Source organism: Bacillus sp. M6-12 (genome assembly GCF_002860285.1).
GTDB lineage: Bacteria > Bacillota > Bacilli > Bacillales > DSM-1321 > Peribacillus.
Genome location: NZ_PGVF01000009.1, coordinates 112321 through 134745 on the forward strand (window position 1 = coordinate 112321; position 22425 = coordinate 134745).

A 22425-nucleotide genomic window follows, 5' to 3' on the forward strand; every position below is an offset into this window, starting at 1 on the left:
TCGGTTTCCAAAAACGATTTCCTAAATCGGTTTCCAATTTGAATATACAATTTTTGAAAATGTTTTGGTTAATGAGGTGTAAAGATGAAAGTGACAATTGATGATGTTGCTGAAAAGGCAGGTGTTTCTAAGACTACCGTTTCCCGGATATTAAATGGAAACTTTGGACATAACAAAGCAGAAACCAGAGAAAAGGTACTTCAAGTAATCAAAGAATTGGATTATCAGCCCAATGCACTGGCTAAAGGGCTGAAACAAATGAAAACGAATACAATAGGAATTGTTCTATCTAATCTAAAAAATCCTTTTTGGATAAGAGTTCTAGAAGGCGTTGAAGACGTTTGCCATCGTAATGGATATAGTCTGATGATCTGCAACTCCAATGAAAATGCAAAGTTAGAAGAAGACCACATCAAAGGATTAAGACAGCGTCAGGTAGATGGAACTATAGTAAACGCGACACTTAAAAACAAAAATCTATATGGGGCATTGTTAGAGAAAGATTATCCAATAGTGTCGATCAATAGGGACATTTTCGACTTGCCGATTGATATGGTATTAATGAACAACATAAGCGGAGCAAAACAGGGCGTAGAACATTTAATTGACCAAGGAAAAAGATCAATTCTATTAATGGTTTATCCAGTAGAAGGTGTTAGCCCGCGATTACATAGGATTGATGGGTACAAACAAGCTCTTGAACGCAAAGGAATACCAGTATATGAAGATGATATTGTAATAGTTAGTGAAGGTAAGGGAAAGGCAAGAGAAAAGGTAAAGGAAATATTATCCGGTACAAAACACTATGATGCTATTTTCTCTACAAACAACCTGATGACATTAGAAATATTAGAAGGAATTAAACAGATAGGACTTCGGGTCCCAAATGATATTGCTTTGCTTGGATATGATGAAACAGTTTGGTCGATGCATATTGAACCGCCATTGACTACAGTTAAACAGCCTGCTTATGAAATGGGGGAAATTGCAGCAAAACGTCTGATCAAGCTTATTGAGTCCAAGCGGAAGTTAAAACCTGAAACAGTCTTGCTGGAACCAGAATTAATTATTAGAAAATCATGTGGTTCAAAGAATGATGGGGGAGAGATGTAAATGTCCAATTTAGGATTTCGTGTGCTGCCAGTAGAAAATCGGCCAGATAAAGTTCTTGTTAAGGAATTTGAAAGCGTTGTCACACCGCATATTAGTGACAACATGGCACGTCTAAGTGCAATTGGGCCAGAACTTCGTCCGTATCATAAGGGTGGAAAACTGACTGGAACTGCTTTGACGGTTAAAACAAGACCAGGCGATAATCTATTAGTACATAAAGCAATCGATATGGCTGAACCTGGAGACGTAATCGTCGTAGATGCAGGAGGAGAAACGACTAATGCCATAGTCGGTGAAATCATGATGAGAATAGCCCAGAAGAAGGGCATTAACGGATTTGTCATTAATGGTGCCATAAGAGATCTGGAAGCAATAAAAGAAGATGTATTCCCGGTATTTGCAGTCGGTGTTACCCATCGCGGACCATACAAAGATGGCCCCGGAGAAATAAATGTTCCAATTTCGATTGGCGGCACCATTGTAAAACCTGGAGATATTGTTGTCGGAGATGATGATGGGGTTGTTGTTGTTCCGGCTGAAGATGCAAACAGAATTCTCCAGCTTGTTAAAGCCCAGCAAATACGTGAATCTGAGATTCTGGAATCTATTGAAAACGGAACTGTTGATAGAAGCTGGGTTGATGCTTCTTTAAGAGAGAAAGGTTGTGAAATAATTGACACTGCCGACCAGATATAGTGCCGAAGGCTTAAGAGAATTTTGTTATGAAGTGTTTCGGCGGGCTGGAGTTCAAGATGAGAATGCAGCCATTGTAGCGGATTCCTTAATTCAGGCAGATTTAAGGGGAGTAGATTCCCACGGTGTTGTTCGTACAGCTATCTACTTAAAAAGAATAGAATCAGATATGATAAATCCTTTCGCTGAAATTGAAATAGAATCGGAGACCGAGGCAACAGTATTAGTGAACGGCAACAATAATTTTGGTTCCGTTGTTGGTACAAAAGCACTGGGAATTGCTCTGGAGAAAGCGAAGAAACAGGGAGCTGCTATAGTTGGTGTAAAAGCTTCAAACCATTTCGGAACTGGTGCTTATTATGCATTAAAGGCAATCGAACAAAATATGATATTGCTCGTTATGTCAAATGCATCCCAAACTATGCCGCCAACTGGAGGTATTCGGCCTTTTATTGGAACCAATCCATTATCCATAGGAGTTCCGGCAGGCAATCAGCTTCCATTTGTTCTCGATATGGCAACAAGTGTAGTTGCAAGAGGAAAACTGATTGTCGCAGCACAAAAGGATGAGCCAATACCGCTAGGTTGGGCAATTGATAAGGATGGAAACCCGACAACAAATGCCCATGCAGGATTGGATGGTTCCGTCTTGCCAGTCGGAGGCCCTAAAGGATATGCCATTTCGATGTTTATCGATATCCTGGCTGGGGTGCTAACAGGTGCGGGTTTTGGGAGATATGTCAATAACATGTATGAAAATTGGGAGGAACCTCAAAATGTCGGGCACTTTTTTATTGCTATCGATATAAACCGTTTTATTCCTCTCCAGATATTTAAAGACCGCATGGATCAATACATAAGTGAAATTAAAGCTGAACCAAAAGCCAAAGGAGTAAAGGAGATTTTTATTCCGGGAGAAATTGAACATCGGCTAGTGTTAGAAAGAAAGGTTAATGGAATAAATCTTCCTGCTAAGGTGGAGGAAGAGTTAAGTGATATAGGTAAACGCTACAAGCTGGACCTGACTTCTTACCGATTAGAAAACAAAATAAAAGAGGAGGCATAAACATGAGCCTAATTAAATACTTTCGTTACGAGATTCCAACAGCTGTGGAGTTCGGCATTGGAAAAATAAAGACTTTACATGAACAAGTGAAAGCTCTTAGAGGCACAAAAGTCTTAATAGTAGGAGATCCTGGAGTGGTACAGGCGGGAGTAGTTGATAGACTCGCAGACCCATTGGATCAAGCTGGCATTCCTTATATTGTTTTTTCCGAAATTGAAGCTGATCCAGCAATTGATTCTATTGATAAAGGTATTGAGATTGCAGCTGCTGAAGGCTGTGACATAGTAGTAGGTGTAGGAGGAGGGAGCTCCCTGGATACAGCTAAGGCTATTGGACTTATGCTGACAAACCCTGGAAACATACGTGACTATGTAGGCATTAATCTTGTACCTAACCCTGCAGCCCCTGTAATTGCAGTACCAACAACTGCAGGAACAGGAAGTGAAATGACCATTTGGTCTGTACTCTCCGATAAAAAAGCAAAAGTAAAACTAAGTGTAGGCAGTGTCTACAATTGCCCGACAGTAGCATTAATTGATCCTGAACTAACTATGTCTCTCCCGCCGCATATTACTGCTGCCACAGGAATGGACGCTCTGACTCATGCCCTTGAATCCTATGTAAATAAGGCAACCCAGCCGATCTCGGAAGGGCTATCCATTCAAGCTATGAAAATGATTTCCAAAAGCCTGAGACTGGCAGTGGTTCAGGGAGAAAATGTGGAAGCCCGTTCTGAAATGATTCTTGCCAGCCTGATAGCTGCTATGGCTTTCAATTCTACTCGGTTAGGCTTGGCACACGCCTTGGCCCTCCCGCTTGGTGCACATTTTAAAATTCCCCATGGAGTTGTAAATGCAATTCTGCTGCCGGAAGTAATGGCTTTTAATGTAATCGGAAATGTTGACAAGTTTGCGGAAATCGCTGAGATTTTTGGAGAAAATGTAGAAGGTTTAAGCAAAAGGGAAGCCGCTGAGCGTTCAGTTGAAGCTATTCGCAAGCTAAATCACGATGTAGGGATTACTCAGACATTATCAGACTTTGGATTAAAAGAAGAGCATCTTGATTTTATTGTAGAAGAAGCAATGTTATCAGGAAACGTTGCAGTAAATCCCCGTAAGCCTACATTGGAAGATTTAAAGAATATATGCAGAGCAGCAATGAACAAAGAGGAAGTAAAAAGCCCTGTCTTAATTAATTGAAAACCTGGAGGGAGAACATTGATCACACATAAAAGTGAAATGGTGGAGTGGCTGGATACAAATGTCGGCAGAGAATATAAAAATTTTATTGGCGGGTCTTGGAAAGAGAGCGTGAGCGGCGAGACATATCCTGTTTACAACCCTGCAATAAAAGAACAGGTTCTTGGATATTTTCCAAATTCAGAAGAAACTGATGTGAATGAAGCAGTTGAGGCAGCTTCAAAAGCTTTTACTTCCTGGTCGAAGGTATCTGCACCGGAAAGAAGCATGATTTTAATCAGATTTGCTGACCTGCTTGAGGAAAATGCGGAGGAATTAGCTTTTATGCTTTCAGCAGAACAGGGAAAAGCCTTGGCTGAATCAAGAGGAGAAGTAAAGCGAGCAGCGACAGAAACTCGCTTTGCCGCCGGAGAAGCTTTACGAATAGAGGGCAAAACTCTTCCAGGGGAAAGAAGCAATGTTATGAGTTCTACTGTCCGTTATCCAATTGGAGTAATAGCAGCTATAGCTCCCTGGAATTTCCCGGTGGTAACCCCGGTGCGTAAAATTGCTCCCGCACTTGCATATGGCTGTACAGTAGTATTTAAGCCAGCATCAGATACTCCTTGGACTTCAGTAAAACTAATGGAACTATTTGCTGAGGCAGGTGTTCCGGATGGTGTGGTAAACCTTGTGATCGGTGGAGGCTCTAAGGTGGGTAATCCACTGGTAAACCATCCTTTAGTAAAAGGTATTAGCTTTACAGGTTCAACTGGGATGGGAACTTCCATAAATGAAACCGCTGCCAAAAGATTGGTCAGAACTCAGCTGGAGCTTGGCGGAAAAAATCCAGCTGTTGTACTCGATTATGACAATGTAACGGAAGTTGCAAAACAAATTACTGGAGCAGCATTTACCTGCAGCGGTCAGAGATGTACGGCAATCAGCCGTATTATTGTCACTAAAGAGAAGGCTGAAGAGCTAACGTTAGCAATTATTGAGGAAATGAAGAAAATAAAGGTTGGCCCTTCATGGGAACCAGGAGTGACAATGGGTCCGCTTGTAAGCGAGGAACATCTTAACACAGTGCGAGAATATGTACAGATTGGAATACAGGAAGGGGCCCGCCTGCGGTATGGAGGAGAAGTTCTTGACTCTGGTGAATATGCAGAAGGCCATTACATGGTTCCTGCATTATTTGACGGAGTCGAAACAAGCATGAGAATTTCTCAGGAAGAAATATTCGGGCCAGTCTTAAGTGTGTTAGCTGTAGAAAGTGAAGAAGAGGCTTTTGCAGCAGCGAATAATTCTGCATATGGTTTGGCAGCTTCCATTTTTACAAATAACCTGTCTTCTGCCTATCGTTTTGCTGAGCAAATCCAAAGCGGAATGGTTCATGTTAATCACGGAACAGCAAGTGCTGCACATATGCCTTTCGGAGGCGTAAAAAATTCAGGTCATGGAGCATTCTCGATCGGAAGCTCAAACTCAGAATTTTACACCGAACAGAAGGTATTATACTTCCAATATTAAAAAAATAGGATCTTACAAGGGGGATATTTCATGAAAAAGTGGCTATCATCTTCAGCAGCAATTATTATGGCAGGTGCATTATTGGTTGGATGTTCTTCTGAAAAGTCAAGCAGTGGCGGAGAAGCAAAGGCGAAGAGTGGAGAGGCAACCGTTCTTAAACTGGGACATGTTTGGCCAGAGTCCGAGATTCACGCTAAAGCAGCGGAAGAATTTGCTAAGGAAGTAGAAGAAAAATCAGCCGGAAAGTTAAAAATTGAAATTTTCGGTGATGGTACTCTCGGGGACGATAAAGATCTTCTTGAAGGGTTAAAGGTTGGTACAGCTGATATCTGGGCAGGGGGAGCAGGGGTGTTATCTTCAGCCTCAGAAACAGCCAACATTTTCACAGTACCATTCATGTTTGAAAACCAGGATCATTTCAATAAAGTTTTCGATGGGGAAGTTGGCAAGGATATATCAGATAAGATTCTAGAAGAGTCACAATATAAAGTTCTCTCCTATTGGACTCGGGGTGCTCGCTGGCTGACAGTTAACAAGGAAGTTAAAACTCCTGAAGATCTTAAAGGCCTGAAAGTACGCGTTCCTGACAGCCCGATGTTTGTAAAATCATTTGAACAGTTAGGTGCTTCCCCTACACCGATGGCATTTGGAGAAGTATTTACTTCCATGCAGCAAGGCGTAATAGATGGGCAGGAAAATCCGCTTTCTTTAATCTATAACTCTAAGTTCAATGAAGTAGTTGATTATTTAGTTAAAACTGAGCATGTGAGGGAGCCTATTGCAGTTGTCATCTCAGGAAGCAAATTTGATTCGTTAAGTCCTGAGCTTCAAAAGGTTTTGGAAGATGCAGCTAATGGTGAAGGGAAAACTTTTGCAGCTGATGAAGTTGAAAAGGGAGATTCTACATACTTAAAAGGGCTTGAAGAAGCAGGAATGAAAGTAGTAGAACCAGATCTTGGGGCATTCCAGAAAAAACTTGACGGTTTCATTGAAAAAGAGTTTCCAGGCATAACAGAATTCTATGAAAAAGTTCGTGCAGCTAAGTAAATATAAAAAAGTCTCCTGCTTTTCTAAGAAGCACTTTCTTTTTGAAAAGCAGGATGCCTTGGTGGCAGTTCTGAATACAAGGATATATTGTACTCAGAACTGCCACTAAAGCTAATAAGGGAGGTATCTCAGTGAAGCAATTTATAGGAATTATGGATAAAGTAAATAATGGAATCTTAACTATATTAGCAATAATTTTCGGGGGTCTGGGATTATTAACTCTTTATCAGGTGTTTGCCCGATATGTTTTAAAATCCCCTCTGGTTTGGTCAGAAGAAGTAATACGCTATTTGATGATTTGGATTGTTATGCTTGGAACGGCTATAGTCCTCCGGAAGGGATTGCTGATTTCAGTGGAAACAATCCTTCATATTGTTCCTCAAAAGGTTAGGAAGGCAATGGAGATAATCATAATTTTGGTTAATATGGTATTCTTGTTTATTTTGGTCCGTTACGGATTCACAATAATGGAAGTCTTAAGTTCCCAGAAAGCAGGTGCACTGGATATACCAGTTGCATGGACATATGCTGCCATACCAGTTGGGGCAACATTAGGGATTATTAATTGTGTGGTTGTATTGATTGAAGTCATTTTCAATATTAAAAAGGAGGAAGAAACAGATGGCAGTGCTCCTATTCTTTAGTTTATTTCTGCTCCTTTTTATAGGTGTTCCTGTTTCCTTTTCGATGGGGCTATCCTCCATGCTGGCAATGATGGATAAAGGCATTTCATTGCAGGTTGCAGTACAAAAAGTCTTCTCATCAATGGATTCCTTTCCATTAATGGCTATTCCTTTTTTTATCCTGGCTGGAAGTTTAATGGAGTTCAGCGGAATTTCCCAGCGGCTGATTAATTTTGCAAATGTTCTGGTAGGGCGAATCACAGGAGGATTGGGAATTGTAACTGTTATGACTGCCATGTTTTTTGCAGCAATATCTGGATCCAGTGCAGCTACAACTGCCGCAATTGGATCGATCCTGATTCCAGCCATGGTAAAGCAGAAATATCCTATTAATTTTGCAACATCAGTACAGGCTGCGTCAGGGGAACTGGGAGTTATTATCCCGCCTTCGATTCCTATGATTATTTTTGCACTAACTGCAGGTGTATCAGTATCAATTGGAGATCTTTTTATTGCGGGAATATTCCCTGGTATCTTAATTGCAGGTTCATTAATGTTAACGATATATGTAATAAGTAAAGTAAAAGGTTATGGTATTAAAAGCAATAGCAAATTGGCAGAAGCTGAAACCGCTGCAACTTCAGAAACATTTACTGTAACGAATGGTTTGAGTGCATTTAAAAGTGCTTTGCTTCCAATGATGATGCCAGTTATTATCCTTGGAGGAATCTATGGAGGGATCTTTACTCCAACAGAGGCAGCAGCCGTTGCGGTTGGATATGCATTGTTATTGGGCGGTGTGATATACCGTACGCTAAACCTGAAAAACATTATGGTTGCGTTGAAGAATTCGGTAATTGGTACTACTGTAATTATGTTCATCATTGGAAATGCCGGACTGTTTGGATGGGTCTTAACAGCAGAGAGAATACCAAAAATCGTAGCTGAATGGTTTGTTTCCATTTCTGATAGTCCGTTTGTTTTCTTATTACTTGTAAACATTTTGCTATTATTTATGGGCATGTTCCTCGAAACAGGGGCTGCAATTGTAATCATAGCACCAATATTGACGCCTGTTGCAGTAATGTTTGGCATTGACCCGGTACACTTTGGCATCATCATTATCATAAACCTGGCTATAGGGATGTTAACACCTCCAGTTGGAGTAAACCTTTTCGTTGCATGTCAAATAGCAGGTATACGGATTGACCATATTATTAAAACTCTGATCCCGTTCTACATTGTACTGCTTGTTGATATGGCTTTAATAACCTATTTGCCGCAGATATCACTTTGGCTTCTAAAATAGGGACAAATTGATAAGGTGGTATTGAAGATGAATATTGTTATTGCACCTGATTCTTTTAAAGGATCAATATCAGCCAAAGACTTGTGCTCTGTACTAAAACGAGGAATAACAAGGATTGTACCTGATGCTAGAGTTGTTGAGCTGCCGTTGGCTGACGGTGGAGAGGGGACAATGGAGAACCTGGTGTATAGCTCCCAAGGGGAAATTGTACAAACGACTGTCTCAGATCCACTTGGAAGGCCTATTGCTGCTTCTTATGGAATAATTAATGGGAAGACCGCTGTTATCGAGATGGCTCAGGCGTCCGGCCTACCTTTGTTAAAGGATGAAGAAAAAAATCCTTTCATTACGTCTAGTTATGGTACAGGGGAACTGATAAAAAACGCTCTAGAGGGCGGATATCGGGACTTTATTATCTGCCTTGGAGGCAGTGCGACGAATGATGGCGGAATGGGGATGCTTAAGGCTCTAGGCATTCAATTTTTTGATAACCAAGGCCGGCACTTATCCGAGGGCGGTATAGCTTTATTAAAACTTGCAAGTTATGATTATTCCGGATTGGACCCGCGGATTGCAGAATCCTCGTTTACAATCGCCAGCGATGTGATAAATCCGCTATGCGGACCACAAGGTGCCTCCGCTGTATTTGGACCTCAAAAAGGTGCCACGGCCGAAATGGTAAAGGAACTCGATAAAGCCTTAGGCCAATTTGCTGTTGTTATATTTAAACAAAAGCGCATTGATATCAGAGATCTGCCGGGAAGTGGGGCAGCTGGGGGCATGGGAGCGGCATTGCTGGCTTTTCTAAATGCGAGAATGCAATCTGGCATTGAAGTTGTTATGGATGCTATAAACTTTCGGGAAAAAGTTAAGTCTGCCGATCTCGTAATAACAGGTGAAGGCAGGCTGGATTCACAAACGCTTTCAGGTAAAGTGATAGCAGGCGTCTGTAAAGAGGCAGGCAAAGTGGCTAAACCAGTCATTGCTCTCTGCGGCAAGCTGGAGTTGAGCAATCAGCAAATGGAGACTCTGGGGCTTAAGGCTGGATTTTCACTTGTGTCAGGACCGTGCACCCTGGAAGACTCAATGAGAAAAGCGGAAGAGTTTGCTGAGGAGCGTATCCAGTCAATTATTAGTTTAATTTTATTGGGTGCCCAAAATAGCTTTATTAAAAAAATTGAGGTGATGGGATGAAAACAAAAATATACATTACCAGAAAACTGCCAAGGCAGATCATTGAAAAGCTGGAAAATAGATTTGAAGTTCGTATGTGGGGGGAAGAAAACATTCCCGTGCCTCGTTCGGTTTTGGAAAAAGAAGTTGCCGAAGCAGAGGGCTTGTTATGTTTACTAACGGAATCTGTAGATGAAAGCTTATTCGAAAAGGCGCCAAACCTGAAAATTGTGAGTAATATGGCGGTTGGATACAATAACATCGATGTGGATGTTGCTTCCAAGCGGGGTATTATGATTACAAATACTCCTGGAGTTTTAACTGAAACGACAGCTGATCTCACATTTGCCCTTCTGCTGGCAACGGCTAGAAGGCTTGTTGAGTCGTCGGACTACCTGCGCAATGGTCAATGGAAGACTTGGTCTCCAATGCAATTGACTGGCCAGGATATCTTTGGGGCTACATTAGGTATTATTGGCCTTGGGAGAATAGGTGAAGCGGTTGCCAAAAGGGCAAAAGGGTTCGATATGAACGTTCTGTACCACAATCGTTCAAGAAAGCCTGAAGCTGAAAAAAGTCTGGGTATTACATATTACGAATTTGACGATCTGTTAAAGGAATCAGACTATATTTGCATTATGACTCCTTATACCCCTGAAACCATAAATCTTATTGACAAAGACCAGTTTGCCCTTATGAAAGAGAATGCGATTTTAATTAACACTGCAAGGGGCGGGATTGTTAATGAGGAGGCTTTATATGAAGCATTGACAAATAGACAGATTTGGGGGGCAGGTCTTGATGTTTTCGAGAAGGAACCAATCTCATTAGATAATCCGCTGCTGACATTGTCTAATGTAGTAGTTCTTCCTCACATTGGGAGTGCAAGTATTGCCACAAGGTTAAAAATGGGTCATCTTGCAGCCAATAATTTAATCGCTGGACTTGAAAATACGATACCTGAACATTTAGTTAATCCTGAAATAAAATTTAATAATATAAAATAATTAGACATTGATATTAATTAAGCAAAGAAAAATATTTGTTAAAATTGTATAATAAGAAAATAATACACTAACCAAGATGGCCTGAATTTGACTCAGGTCATTTTTTTCTTGTTTTGATCATTAAAAGGGGAGATACACTTGAAAAGTAAAAAAAGCGAATATAATTGGAGAAGTTTTGTTTAAATGAACTATTAGTTTTTTGGGTTTTTATGCAAAAAAAGTAAGTTCCCCCTATTAAAGAGCTTAAAAGATAAGGATTTATTTCATGAAGAAGTTATAGACGAAGTAATTATTGGTCAAGCAAAACAAAGCCAGGATCAGTCCAATATTGCCCGCATGGCGCTTCTGAAGGCAGACCTTCCAGAGTCCATTCCAGCATATACTGTGCATCGTCAGTGCGGTTCAGGCATGCAGGCAATCTATAATGCCTTTTTAGCTATCAGAAGTGGAATAGGCGAGGTTTATGTAGCAGGGGGGGGTGAGAGCATTAGCAACTCACCATATTACATACGTAATGCACGATTGGATTCCTGTCAGGGAACCAAGCAATTCTGGCAATGAGTTTCATGTTATAATAAATCCATAAATGTTCATCATACACCTGTAAGTTTACTTTCTTTCCCTGGTATTCTGGCGGTACAGAGTACTGGTTTGATTTGTAGGAAATCATGTTGGATGCATTGACTTTTACAAGTGTATGCTTGATTCGGTAGGAATCTCTTACTTTTTCAGTTGGTAGCTGAAGTAAGGTGTTCCTTTCTTTTTTAAATTACATAATCGGAATTTCCCCCGTCCCGTGATGGATCTGATGATTCACCCGGTTGACTAAATCCTGTATAAACTGATGCAGCTCCTCTAATATGAATTGGACCTGGTAGGCATGTATTTCATCTAACAGCTTCATTGTCATCTCTATTTTCCCTTTTGTTCTTGGACGTCCGGCAATACAGGCTCTTACTTTAAATCCAAAATCTTTGGCAAACTGCTCAAACTTTGCATTCACTTTGCCTGGAAAATGTTCCGTTCTTGCTTCATCCAGCACAGTTTTCATATTATCCGTAAGGAGTTCCTCAGGAACACCTCCAAATGCTTCAAAAGCTTCTGTTAAAAAGGAAAATAGAGTACTTTGAGATTTGGATATGCTCATAAAAAAGGTTCGTATTCTTGAGGCAGAAAAAATGAGTGCCGCCACATTTATCTCGACCTTTTCCCCATCTTTTGTCTCATACAGAATGTTTTCCTTCCAATCTAATTGAGCCTGTTTGCCTGGTGGAGTTTCATAACGGATCGTCCCCTTTGGAGAAGCTATGCGCTTGTCCTCCACAAAGTAGGCATTAAATTCAGGAATACGTGCAATATAGACACGGAAGGTGGAAGCACCGCACTCCAGCTCATGGTTATCCTATAAGTACTGCCAAAGGACTCGGCGATAATAAAACACCTGCTTGGAATCCTTTGATAGAAGGGCTGCGATTACTTCATAGTATTCATCAATCTTTGAGGATTTCTTTCTCGTCCTCTTAGGGACATACCCATTTAAATATTTATCAACTGTTCACCGGTAAACCCCTAATTCCTCTGCCAATTTACTCTTATTAATTTACATTTTCATATGCTCCATTAACTGCTTTAACTTTGGTAGGCCAAAAAGACTCTTAATCTCAAAATCAATATCAATCTTTAATGATAGATACATAGCTAGTCACCCCATGACTAGTAAGTAAAATGAAAGCAAATATGTACATATTTATTCAAGCGTTATTGAAAATATTTAAAATAGCATTTCTCCAGAGAAAAAGTTTTTCAACATGGAGCTTGATTTGGCAATCTTAGCAGAAATAGAAAAAAATTAGTTCTACCAGCCCTCTGGAGGATACTGAATGAACGGTTTAGGCCGTCGTTTGGTGTCCTTTTTATTTGCATTAAGGGGGTCAATTCAGGATTAATAACAACTAGTTATAACCTTATAACAAATGGGTATTATGACCAACTCAAAGTAAGATGTAACATATTTTATAACGTTATCTAAGGGAGTTGATCTGTTTTGAGTCAATTTAATATCACTTTGCAAGATATAAAGGAAGCCAAGGATCGAATAGACGAATTTATTCGACATATACCCTTGGAGTATAACAGGGAATTTAGCCGTTTATCTGGTGCTGATGTTTATTTAAAGCTGGAAAATCTCCAGGTCACCGGAAGTTTTAAGCCAAGGGGGGCTTTAAATAAACTTTTAACTTTAGAAAAAACCAAACGGGAGCTAGGAGTTATTGCACCTTCCGCGGGTAATCATGGAATAGGATTGGCTTATGCTGCCAAACAATTGAATGTTCCTGCCTATGTTTATTTACCTGACGACGCGGATCAGAGTAAAGTAAAGGCATTAGAAGAATATCGTGCCTCCATAACCTTCTTTGATTCAATTGAGGATGCACGGCTATCTGCAATGAAGGATGCAAAAGAAAAAGGCTACACTTTTCTTTCAGCTTATAATGATCCTGCTGTAATAGCTGCAGGGGGTACGGTAGGATTAGAGATTTTAGAAGATTTATCCCAAGTAGACACTGTCATTACCTGTTTGGGTGGCGGAGGACTAACAGCAGGTATCTGTTTAGCACTTAAAGCGGTAAATCCAAATATTGAAGTTTGGGGTGTGACAACGAAAAAAAGCCCTACTTTTGCTGTTTGGCATAAGAATGGGAAAGTGGGCCCGGTAAGTTTACAGACATCGATAGCAGAAGGGCTAAGCGGCCCTATTGAACCTGAGACAATTACTTTTCCAATTATCCAGCAGCATATTAATCGAATCATAACAGTTACAGAAAAAGAGATCATTGATGCAATGAAAGCCATGCTCAATTTTCAATACATTGTAGAACCCTCAGGAGCTGCTGGAATAGCTTCGTTAAACAAGATCGGAGATGAAATGAAGGGAAGAAAAGTAGTAGTTTTGGTTACCGGTCGTAATATTTCATGGTCCAGGTTGAATTCTATCATGGGAGAAAGCACTCAGTAGTTCACAAATTTATGCGTATTTATAAAACTGACACCTTAAGCCAATAGGATTGGTAAAAGTTTGTAAACTTATCAAGATGTAAGGATATAGGCTGCTCTTGTTTAAGTGGGGCCTTTTTATCTTTGTATCATAACAACTTATTTTGCATTCAATAGTCTACAACAAAAGTCTCAGGGAAAACTCAATCTTTCTAACCAATACATTTTCTGTTGCATTTCATATCATAACCATATCAATGATTTTAAAAGGGGGTCTTTTTATTATGAAAATATACCATGTGTGTTTAGAATCATATAACCTAGAAGAAATGCGACATTTCTACACTCAAGAACTAGATATGGAACTTAGAACAAATACATCGAATTCATTCTCTGTAATAGCCGGCTCGACTGAAATAATGTTTAAAAAAGCAGAAACACTTCCTTTTTACCACCTTTGCTTTAGAACTAGTGGTCAATATTTTGAACATATCTTTATGAATTTAGACGAACAAAATAGGTTAGTTAAAAATGAAAGTGGCCGGAAAAGAATGTATTGGGAAGGTAAACAAGCATATTTCACTGACCCTGACGGGAACATATTAGAAATGTTAGAACGAAAGTACCAATGGAAAGATAAAGAACCTATAGGATGGTTTGATGTTTGTGAGATCGGGATGCCGGTCTTTAATATTAAGGAGACACAGCTGTTTCTATCAACACATTTAATTGATGTACAAAATATGGATGACGATACCTTCGCCTTTTATGGCGATTCATCAGGATATCTAGTGTTAGTGAAAGAGGGGAGACACTGGTATCCTACAAAAAAAAGTTCTGTTATACACGCTACAGAAATTAGTGTTTCAGGTAAGGAGAATATTGACTTTAAATTATTTGATTATCCTTATATTTTTAAAGTTAGAAAAGAGAAAATCGATAAATGAACGTTGTTACAGTGCTTTAATATGAAAAAAGACATCTACTATTATAACAAAATGGCAAATCGAATGGACATTAATTAATGCAAATATATAGTAAGGGAAAAACCATACCTGCATCTGAGGAGGCGACAGTAATTGTGAAAGAGTTTGGCAGATACTTTAATGGTGGAAAATTAATTAGGAATGCTAGGCATTAATTGGATTAATAGATGATTCGCTCATAAGAAAATACAAGATGTCAACCTATCTGAAGTGATAGAAAGGTTGGGTTTTTTAAGGAGAGAATTTACTCTCGATATTGAAAAAGGGAAGGAACAAGAGTTTAAAATCTCAACTTACATTGGAAGATTCTTTCATCGATATGATATCCTGATTTTATGGATGGTTTATCCATCAAAAGCACATCATTATGACCAATATAATCTTTGTTTAATTCCAAGAAGGCAAAAGAGAAAATAAAAGTTGTCTGTGCCTTCAATTAAAAATTAACAATAACTCATTTTAACTTTATAATCTTGCTTTATTGAAAGGATGGATATTTTTAGTATAAATATATAGCGGACGCGCTATTTATCGGTGAGGGAATAGGTGAAATATTAAGTGATTTGTCCGAAAAAAGGTTGTAAATTGGCAGAATATTGACACAGAATTTGGCTTAAGACATTATAAATTTATATTATAGGGAAAAAGACTGGCCTTGATGAAACCGGTAAGAAGGATCAGGAATGAAATTAGGTACTAAAGTAAGCCAGGAGGTTGTTATTAATGTTACGAAATATAATTGCTATTTCGGGTGGGGGATTTTCTTATTCAATTCCGTCATATATTGATGAATACATTGTAAATCAAAAGAGACTTTCAACGTCATTAAAAATATGTTTTATCTCGACAGCAAGTAATGACGCACAAGGTTATATCGACCAGTTCTATAAAGCTTTTTCAAATTTTGAAGCGAGTCACCTAATTCAAGATGATTTTCTAAAAGAAAATATTAAAGAATTTGTAATGAAACAGGATGTTTTATATGTAGGTGGAGGAAATACACAATATATGCTTACAAAATGGCGTGAAATAGAGTTTGATAAGATCTTAAGAGAAGCTTACGAAAATGGAATAATTTTAGCGGGCATAAGTGCTGGTGCAATGTGCTGGTTTGATACTTGCTACAGTGAACGAGAGGATGGAATTTTTGAAGAATTTAAAGGGTTAGGGTTCGTACAAGGATCATTTTGTCCTCACTACAATAACGAATTTCGAAGAAAAGCATATGATAAATGGCTTTCTACAAAATCACTTGAACCAAACTACAAATTAGAAGATAATGAAAGCCTTCATTTTAGAAATGAAAATTTGATTGCAAGAATAATCACATAAGGTAAAAAAACTGATTATAAAATTTCCCGCTAAATTCCACATTTAAATTTACAGACTATATAAAGATGCATCCTTTTACTGGATGCTCTTTTTTTTAGAACCGCAATAACGGATGGGTTCAAACGCTCGAAGCGACCCTTCTCACACAGCCATAGCACAAGTTTGACAGTTGTGGGACATTTTTCATCCATATTCTTTTTCAAGAGGGAGGGACGTTATTTTCGCATTATCTTACAATACTTTTAAACCATCCTACCCAACAAAAAGAATAAATCATACAATTATAAGTTATTTAGTTTAAATAAAATAACAGATTTTATGCAATGATTTGTTTAACATTTACACTGAAAAGGGAATCTTGACTTCATTTGTTACTGCGTTACGTCAGCTCAATTCACCTGATAAGTTAATGAAATGAAAACTTTTTAGAGTTTGAGCCAAAGATGTATAAAAAAGCCAGTTTCTCGAAATCAAGACTAGTTCGTCGTAATCGTTTTCCTTTTGCATTTATAAAAAAAGATAATAACCGCTTTTACATGTTCTCTTGGATTGATTCCTCGGCAAAGGCAATTAGTTCCTTTGCTAACTTTTTTTGTAAGGGCTTGTAAAGAAAGTCCACACTTCTTTTCAATTTTTCCTCTTCAAGTATCAAGACATTGGTTGAACTATTGTTGACGTGTCGCGATGCCATACGAGGCAGAATAGATGATCCCACTCCACTTGTGACAAAAGGAATGATGGTTTCATTTGATTCAAGGTCAATGGATACGGTAAAAGAAAGATTACGGTCCCTGCAATAACTTTCGAAATACATTCGGATATCACATGGGTTTTTGTGTAATATCAAATTCTTTTTAAGGAATTCTTTAAGTGTGATGGTTAACGGAGTCCTGTCAGAAACCGGGACTATAGCGTCATAAGGCTCCCAAAATAAATTTTTAACGTAAACATTTCTAGGATTTTTAATTGTGTCTTGTGCAAATGCAAAATCTATAAAATTAGATTCCAATAAGTTTATCAATTCCTGTGTGGTTTCTTTTATTGTTAATTCCACCTTATACGCTGTTCCGATTTTATTGATAACATTTGGAAGGAAGTAACTCCCTATACTTGGAAGTGCTCCGATTCTAATGGTACTTTTCTGAGAATAAGTAGCCATATGTGAAGATAGATTTTCTGCCGCCTGAATAAGCTCTGCTGCGTTTTCATAAAAGAACTTGCCTGCTTCAGTCAATTCCAGGCCTGTTGTTTTCCGTTGAAACAGTTCACAATTTAGGTCCTTCTCTAATAAGGACAATTGCTTAGATAGTGCAGGTTGAGAGATAAAAAGATTTTTTGCAGCATGAGTAATGCTTCCAGTTTCAACGATGGTAATGAAGTATTTTAGTTGAACCAATTTAAACATCCATTATCAGATCCTTATAATTTTTAGTCATAGTTTATATTATTTCTTTCCTAAAATGAATAGAATTTTTATAACTTTTGGTTATGATCTATCCGTTTTATGTATTACCATTCTATGGCGGTAAATAGTATCCTAAGAAAAAGTTTGTTTAGGAGTGGCTGGGAATGAATAAAAATCTGGCATTGTTCGGTAACAAGAATTTTATATACTTTTTTTTTGCTGCATTATTGGGTGTTATGGGCGAGGGGATTTATGGATTGACAGCGATTGTTTTGGTGCTCGAAAACACTGATTCAATAGTTGAAATTGGTAAGATGCTGGTCTTAACTTTATTGCCATCTGTTGTCCTTACGCCCTTTTTGGGTGTTTATATAGATAAATTTAATAAGGTTAAGATAGCGGTTACATGTAACATTTTACGCTTTTTGTCAATCGCAATTATTCCTGGCAGTTTCTATTTAGGTTTTTTTCATGTCTCAATTTTCTATATTTCTATTTTTCTAAGTTATCTCTTCTGGTTCGTATTGGAACCTGTTAAAGAAAGCATACTGAAGGAAGTATTAAATCGTGAGCAATATAAACAAGGAATTTCACTAGTGCAAGGTGCGTGGCAGTTGGGGTTATTTTCCTCAGCACTAATCGCCGGGTTGCTGATTGATGAATTGAGCACAAATGTGGCGATCCTTGTTTCCAGTTCTGTGTATATTGTTGCAGCTTTCTTTTTCATTACCATTAATGAGAGAAGTATTGAAGAAAAAAGGCACACCAAATCCAGTTTCATTCAGTATAGAGCAGATTTAATGGAAGGCTGGATTTATATATATGAAAACAAAAAAGTCATGTACTTTGCGCTAACCACAAGCATGGTATTGCCTTTCTTTTACGCAATCAATACGTTAATCGCCCCATTTAACTACCAGGTACTGAATGGCGATGGAATTTCACTGGGAATAATTGATAGTGGGGCAGGAATCGGAAGCTTAATTTCAGCGGTCATCTGTACTGTAATAACGAAAAGCAAAAATGTTTTACGGTTGATACTCGCTTCTATATTCTTAACAGCTTTTTCTACATTCCTATTCAGTCAAACCGTAAGTACAGTGGTTGCATTTGTCATGTATCTGATGATCGGATTGTTCATAGGTAATGTAAAGGTGCTAACAAGACTTTTGGTGTTTGAAAATGTAGAAGAGCGATTCATTGGCAGAGTAATGACATCCATTACTTTTGTAAGCCTGGCATTATCTATCTTTATGTCAGTCTTCATTGCCTTTATAGCGGAACAAAACTTAAATTATGGATATTTATTTATATCCAGTGCACTTCTAATACCATTAGTATTTTCCTTGATGGGTGCCAAGGCAGAAGCTAATCAATTAGAAAACGATACAATGAGCCCTTTGTCTAGTGTACCTAGTGATTGCCGATAAAAACGATTATTTAGTAGTTTGATAGAGAGAATTGTTGAGTGTGGTTAGACAATGAGGAAGTGACTTAACCCTGACTTTTGATTGAGTACTATGGAGACAATAAGATTTTCAATTTTCACTTATTTCTATGGTTTGCATGTTAGGTAGCTAACGAAATTGCTAAACATACTCTATAACAAAATAAACGACGTTCTCTTTACTCTATTTGACATTTGTATTCATAAACAATTGCAGAGAATTCTAAATAAAAGTACCAGGTTTCAGAGAATATATTTCATGTTATGTTTTCTGCAAAAATCGAACGAATTTTTTCAGGCTCTGAGGGTGCTGTTTTCTATGCTGAATCACAAAATCTATCTTTATTGTTTCATTCTGTTCTTGATATTGAACTGAACTCAAATCTTTTCGATTATAGACGATGTCTGCCGGCAACATACTGATGCCAAGTCCGTCATGAACACCTTGCAGAATAGCTTCAAGTGAATCAAACTCAAGGATAGTTGGATCATGAAAGTTATTTTTGTTGGCAAAATCCAGTAATTTATTTCTATATGCGCAATTTGTATCACTGTTAACAATTAAAGTCGGATTTTGTGCTTTTTTCATTTGACATTGTTTAGGAGATATTAATACGATTTTCTCAAAATAACTATAAACGTTATCAAACTGTGATTGTATAGATGTACCATTTATAAAAAGACCGTCAAGTTCTCCGTAGGCCAACATTTCATGCAGCTTTTGCTTGTCACTCGTTCTTACTTTTACATCAATATTTTTATTTTCCAGCAAAAAAGAAGCAAGCAAATTTGGAATTCTAACTGCAGAAATGGTTTGGGGTGCGCCAATTGTTAAGGATTCCCTCCATTTTTTAGGGTTAATGATAGACTTTGCTTCGTCCATCAACAGTATTATTTGATTTGCATAGTCTAATAAAACATTTCCCTCATTTGTCAGTGTTACGCCTCTGTTATTTCGGATGAACAATCTGGTTCCCAATTCTTCTTCCAAACACTTAATCCTTTGACTGACGTTGGACTGTACATACCCCAATTTTTCCGCAGCTTTAGATACTGATTGTAGTTTCGCAACAGTCTTGAAAATCCACAGATCATGACTCTCCATGAACTCATTCCTCCCTGATATCATTGAAAATGATACCGCCTTCATTATTGAGAATTATACCCTTTAACAGCCTAAAAGTATAATAAAACATAGGAAATAAAACAAAGTAAGGATGATTTAAAATGGAATTAAGAGATAAAGTTATCATTGTAACAGGCGGTGGCACTGGTATTGGAAAAGCGACGGCTTTGAAATTAGCAGGTGCAGGTGCAAAGGTGGTTATTAATTATAGCCGATCGGAAAAAGAAGCTGTGGAAGTAATCAATGAGATTACACAGCTAGGAGGAACAGCAATCGCTTTTAGAGCAAATGTAGCTATTGAAAAAGAAGTGAATGATATGGTATCCCAAACTGTGGCACAATTTGGGAGGGTTGATGGTTTAGTAAACAATGCCAGCATTACTGCCCAAATAGCCATGGTTGACTTGGATTCAGTAACAGATGAGGTGTGGGATTCCCTTTTTAGTGTAAATGTAAAAGGAATGTTTCATTGCGTAAAAGCGGTTGTCCCGCATATGAAGCTGCAACAATCGGGTGTAATAGTTAATTTGGGCAGCGTGGCAGGTATAACAGGAATAGGGTCATCCATCCCGTATGCAGCAACAAAATCAGCAATTCACACAATGACCAGGTCGTTAGCTATTGCTTTAGCACCTTATATCAGGGTGAATAGTGTTTCTCCTGGTGCAGTTGATACAAGATGGTGGTCGGGTAATGAAGAAAAAATGTATCAACTTGCGGGCAACCTGCCACTGGAGAGAATATCAACACCTAACGATATTGCGGAGGCCATTCTTTTTCAATTGTCCCAAGAATCTATCACAGGCCAGGTTTTTACAATTGATAATGGCCAAACACTATGAAGTTTCTAACAACACCCTCTTATTTGAGTTTCCGATAAGAGGGTATTTGATTTAATTTAAAACACAAAATGGTTAGGTTACCATTTGTTGAGAAGTCCAGACTATAATCCTCAAAACAATTAGCAAATAAATTTTAATATGTGACAAATGGGATTCCTTCACATGTAAACAGATATTGTACGAAGCAACTGGTGTGGCTGCAAAGAGCGGAAATGATCCAATCGATGGATCATCTGTCCGACTCAATCAATAGAATCGATATTACTTTCAGACCTTTTGTCATAAATCCATCTAGAATTCGAGAGACACTAAGCTTTGATTACCGGAACATATACATCGAATTGAGGCTGTTGGGCATATGGCTTGAACTGGTCACCGTAGTATTCTAAATGAAATGCATCCAGCTGCCTCCAGCCATTCTTTGAAATCCATCGATAGATGTCTTCGTAAGTGTCAATTACCTGATTCAGATCCAGGTTACTCAAATGTGTTTTTCTAACGTAATACATCTCAGGGATGGATATGGCGGTCATTTCTTGAGGAATATCTTTTATTGTTTTATTAATATCTGCCTCCACCGCAATAAAGTAAGTGAAGTTCTCATTTCGAAAATAGGACAGTGCTGTTTTCTTTAGCGGATGCTGGATTCCTCTCAGTTCTTTGACCTGTGACAGCAATTTTAACCAAAGTCTTGGTGCCAGAATTTCTGTTTCAGCTTTTGCTATGTATGGAGCATCAAAGCTGTATCCAATATAGGTGGACCTGGTTTTATAAACTGCTTCTATTTTATGGATACCTTGGTTACTATCCAAAATTCTATATCCGCCATGTGACCCCGGCTCTGAATATAGGGCTATCCCATATGTACTAAGTTCCTGCAGATAACGCCACATTGTACGATATGAAACTTGAAATTCGTCCGCCAACTCTTTTACCGTAAAGATTCGCTTTTGCTTTACCAATTCCATTAATTCTAATAGACGTTGAGTTTTACTCATAAAAATCTCTCGCTTTTCAAAAGAATATGACAATTATTGTCCACATTAACTTGTATTATAGAAGAGAACAGTATTACTGACAATCAGGAGGAATTGCTATATGCAAATTATTAAAAAACCAGGTTTTTATGTAGTTGGCAAGAAAGTTTCCTGTCCTTGGGAGCAGCTGGGGATCGAAATGCCAAAGGCGTGGGCTGAAGTGACACGCAGAAAGCATGAAATTTCGAATAAAGTATCACCTTACACCCTTGACATTTGTCTTCAACTGAAGGACGGCATTTTCACCCAATTAGTAGGCGTAGAAGTATCAAAGATTACTGAGGTACCTGATGGGTTTGAGGGCATTTCTATTCCAGAACAGAACTATGTTCATACGCGGCATACAGGAACGGAAATGGAGATGATACATACATTTGAAAATATGATTAAGTGGGCTAAGGAAAATAACCATACAATTGATCCAGAGGACTTTAAAATCCAATTTGCACCTGATGACAAGAATGGTGCTCATGAATTATATTACAAAGTCGTTTAGGAAACGAAATGAGTACAA

20 protein-coding genes and 1 pseudogene are annotated in these 22425 nt (G+C 38.4%); 17 read left to right on the forward strand and 4 right to left on the reverse strand.

Annotation, left to right across the window (positions count from 1 at the left end):
- Positions 1 to 84: 84 nt before the first annotated feature.
- From CVD28_RS12295 to CVD28_RS12345, 11 genes are all read left to right on the forward strand, one after another.
- A complete protein-coding gene (locus tag CVD28_RS12295; protein ID WP_101592670.1) occupies positions 85 to 1113 on the forward strand; it encodes a LacI family DNA-binding transcriptional regulator in 1029 nt (342 codons plus the stop codon).
- Positions 1114 to 1809 (forward strand): RraA family protein, encoded by a 696-nt coding sequence (locus tag CVD28_RS12300; protein ID WP_101592671.1) that lies wholly within the window; start codon positions 1114 to 1116, stop codon positions 1807 to 1809.
- On the forward strand, positions 1787 to 2872 hold the full coding sequence (locus tag CVD28_RS12305) for an Ldh family oxidoreductase (protein ID WP_101592672.1): 1086 nt from the start codon (positions 1787 to 1789) through the stop codon (positions 2870 to 2872). The genes CVD28_RS12300 and CVD28_RS12305 overlap by 23 nt, the downstream gene beginning before the upstream one ends.
- Positions 2873 to 2874: 2 nt before the next feature.
- Complete coding sequence (locus CVD28_RS12310) at positions 2875 to 4071, forward strand: iron-containing alcohol dehydrogenase (protein WP_101592673.1); 1197 nt, start codon at positions 2875 to 2877, stop codon at positions 4069 to 4071.
- Between the two features lie 18 nt (positions 4072 to 4089).
- Positions 4090 to 5583, forward strand: a complete 1494-nt coding sequence (locus tag CVD28_RS12315) for an aldehyde dehydrogenase family protein (RefSeq protein WP_257985846.1) — start codon at positions 4090 to 4092, stop codon at positions 5581 to 5583.
- Positions 5584 to 5613: 30 nt separating this feature from the next.
- Positions 5614 to 6630, forward strand: a complete 1017-nt coding sequence (locus CVD28_RS12320; protein WP_101592674.1) for a TRAP transporter substrate-binding protein — start codon at positions 5614 to 5616, stop codon at positions 6628 to 6630.
- Positions 6631 to 6761: 131 nt separating this feature from the next.
- Entirely contained in the window at positions 6762 to 7274 is a 513-nt protein-coding gene (locus CVD28_RS12325) for a TRAP transporter small permease (RefSeq protein ID WP_101592675.1), read from the forward strand.
- Positions 7252 to 8562, forward strand: a complete 1311-nt coding sequence (locus CVD28_RS12330) for a TRAP transporter large permease (RefSeq protein WP_101592676.1) — start codon at positions 7252 to 7254, stop codon at positions 8560 to 8562. Before CVD28_RS12325 ends, CVD28_RS12330 begins: the two co-directional genes overlap by 23 nt.
- Positions 8563 to 8589: 27 nt before the next feature.
- Positions 8590 to 9756, forward strand: a complete 1167-nt coding sequence (locus CVD28_RS12335; RefSeq protein WP_101592677.1) for a glycerate kinase — start codon at positions 8590 to 8592, stop codon at positions 9754 to 9756.
- Positions 9753 to 10742: a 2-hydroxyacid dehydrogenase gene (locus CVD28_RS12340; RefSeq protein ID WP_101592678.1), complete on the forward strand. Its 990-nt coding sequence runs from the start codon at positions 9753 to 9755 to the stop codon at positions 10740 to 10742. Before CVD28_RS12335 ends, CVD28_RS12340 begins: the two co-directional genes overlap by 4 nt.
- Before the next feature lie 291 nt (positions 10743 to 11033).
- Positions 11034 to 11303: a hypothetical protein gene (locus tag CVD28_RS12345; RefSeq protein WP_374702525.1), complete on the forward strand. Its 270-nt coding sequence runs from the start codon at positions 11034 to 11036 to the stop codon at positions 11301 to 11303.
- Here the strand turns inward: CVD28_RS12345 and istA are convergent.
- A pseudogene (istA, locus tag CVD28_RS12350) lies at positions 11293 to 12438 on the reverse strand (IS21 family transposase); the annotation flags it as partial. The gene CVD28_RS12345 and the pseudogene istA sit on opposite strands and share 11 nt — an antisense overlap.
- 348 nt (positions 12439 to 12786) lie before the next feature.
- Here istA and CVD28_RS12355 point away from each other — a divergent pair.
- From CVD28_RS12355 to CVD28_RS12365, 3 genes are all read left to right on the forward strand, one after another.
- Positions 12787 to 13758, forward strand: coding sequence for a threonine ammonia-lyase (locus CVD28_RS12355; RefSeq protein WP_101592680.1), 972 nt, complete (start codon positions 12787 to 12789; stop codon positions 13756 to 13758).
- A 262-nt stretch (positions 13759 to 14020) separates the two neighbouring features.
- Entirely contained in the window at positions 14021 to 14683 is a 663-nt protein-coding gene (locus CVD28_RS12360; protein WP_101592681.1) for a VOC family protein, read from the forward strand.
- A 762-nt stretch (positions 14684 to 15445) separates the two neighbouring features.
- A complete protein-coding gene (locus CVD28_RS12365) occupies positions 15446 to 16054 on the forward strand; it encodes a peptidase E (RefSeq protein ID WP_101592682.1) in 609 nt (202 codons plus the stop codon).
- Positions 16055 to 16586: 532 nt separating this feature from the next.
- Here CVD28_RS12365 and CVD28_RS12370 read toward each other — a convergent pair.
- On the reverse strand, positions 16587 to 17450 hold the full coding sequence (locus tag CVD28_RS12370; RefSeq protein ID WP_180954142.1) for a LysR family transcriptional regulator: 864 nt from the start codon (positions 17448 to 17450) through the stop codon (positions 16587 to 16589).
- 173 nt (positions 17451 to 17623) lie between these two features.
- On the opposite strand from CVD28_RS12370, the gene CVD28_RS12375 reads away from it, so the two are divergent.
- Complete coding sequence (locus CVD28_RS12375) at positions 17624 to 18889, forward strand: MFS transporter (protein WP_101592684.1); 1266 nt, start codon at positions 17624 to 17626, stop codon at positions 18887 to 18889.
- Between the two features lie 279 nt (positions 18890 to 19168).
- Here the strand turns inward: CVD28_RS12375 and CVD28_RS12380 are convergent, their stop codons facing one another.
- On the reverse strand, positions 19169 to 20011 hold the full coding sequence (locus CVD28_RS12380) for a LysR family transcriptional regulator (RefSeq protein ID WP_101592685.1): 843 nt from the start codon (positions 20009 to 20011) through the stop codon (positions 19169 to 19171).
- 122 nt (positions 20012 to 20133) lie between these two features.
- Between CVD28_RS12380 and CVD28_RS12385 the strand changes: the two genes are divergently transcribed.
- Positions 20134 to 20874 carry an SDR family NAD(P)-dependent oxidoreductase gene (locus tag CVD28_RS12385; RefSeq protein WP_101592686.1) on the forward strand — a complete coding sequence of 247 codons (741 nt, stop codon included), beginning with the start codon at positions 20134 to 20136 and terminating at the stop codon, positions 20872 to 20874.
- Between the two features lie 308 nt (positions 20875 to 21182).
- Here CVD28_RS12385 and CVD28_RS12390 read toward each other — a convergent pair whose 3' ends face one another.
- On the reverse strand, positions 21183 to 21872 hold the full coding sequence (locus CVD28_RS12390; protein WP_142384769.1) for an HTH domain-containing protein: 690 nt from the start codon (positions 21870 to 21872) through the stop codon (positions 21183 to 21185).
- Positions 21873 to 21972: 100 nt separating this feature from the next.
- Between CVD28_RS12390 and CVD28_RS12395 the strand changes: the two genes are divergently transcribed.
- On the forward strand, positions 21973 to 22407 hold the full coding sequence (locus tag CVD28_RS12395; RefSeq protein ID WP_101592688.1) for a GyrI-like domain-containing protein: 435 nt from the start codon (positions 21973 to 21975) through the stop codon (positions 22405 to 22407).
- Positions 22408 to 22425 lie beyond the last annotated feature (18 nt).

What these genes read in the sequence shown, in the direction of transcription:
- CVD28_RS12365 (WP_101592682.1), top strand. Translation starts at nt 15,446, where the DNA reads ATGTTACGAAATATAATTGCTATTTCGGGTGGGGGATTTTCTTATTCA.
- CVD28_RS12375 (WP_101592684.1), top strand. Translation starts at nt 17,624, where the DNA reads ATGAATAAAAATCTGGCATTGTTCGGTAACAAGAATTTTATATACTTT.
- CVD28_RS12340 (WP_101592678.1), top strand. Translation starts at nt 9,753, where the DNA reads ATGAAAACAAAAATATACATTACCAGAAAACTGCCAAGGCAGATCATT.
- CVD28_RS12330 (WP_101592676.1), top strand. Translation starts at nt 7,252, where the DNA reads ATGGCAGTGCTCCTATTCTTTAGTTTATTTCTGCTCCTTTTTATAGGT.
- CVD28_RS12320 (WP_101592674.1), top strand. Translation starts at nt 5,614, where the DNA reads ATGAAAAAGTGGCTATCATCTTCAGCAGCAATTATTATGGCAGGTGCA.
- CVD28_RS12300 (WP_101592671.1), top strand. Translation starts at nt 1,114, where the DNA reads ATGTCCAATTTAGGATTTCGTGTGCTGCCAGTAGAAAATCGGCCAGAT.
- CVD28_RS12390 (WP_142384769.1), bottom strand. Translation starts at nt 21,872, where the DNA reads ATGAGTAAAACTCAACGTCTATTAGAATTAATGGAATTGGTAAAGCAA.
- CVD28_RS12380 (WP_101592685.1), bottom strand. Translation starts at nt 20,011, where the DNA reads ATGGAGAGTCATGATCTGTGGATTTTCAAGACTGTTGCGAAACTACAA.
- CVD28_RS12310 (WP_101592673.1), top strand. Translation starts at nt 2,875, where the DNA reads ATGAGCCTAATTAAATACTTTCGTTACGAGATTCCAACAGCTGTGGAG.
- CVD28_RS12395 (WP_101592688.1), top strand. Translation starts at nt 21,973, where the DNA reads ATGCAAATTATTAAAAAACCAGGTTTTTATGTAGTTGGCAAGAAAGTT.
- CVD28_RS12335 (WP_101592677.1), top strand. Translation starts at nt 8,590, where the DNA reads ATGAATATTGTTATTGCACCTGATTCTTTTAAAGGATCAATATCAGCC.
- CVD28_RS12295 (WP_101592670.1), top strand. Translation starts at nt 85, where the DNA reads ATGAAAGTGACAATTGATGATGTTGCTGAAAAGGCAGGTGTTTCTAAG.
- CVD28_RS12360 (WP_101592681.1), top strand. Translation starts at nt 14,021, where the DNA reads ATGAAAATATACCATGTGTGTTTAGAATCATATAACCTAGAAGAAATG.
- CVD28_RS12385 (WP_101592686.1), top strand. Translation starts at nt 20,134, where the DNA reads ATGGAATTAAGAGATAAAGTTATCATTGTAACAGGCGGTGGCACTGGT.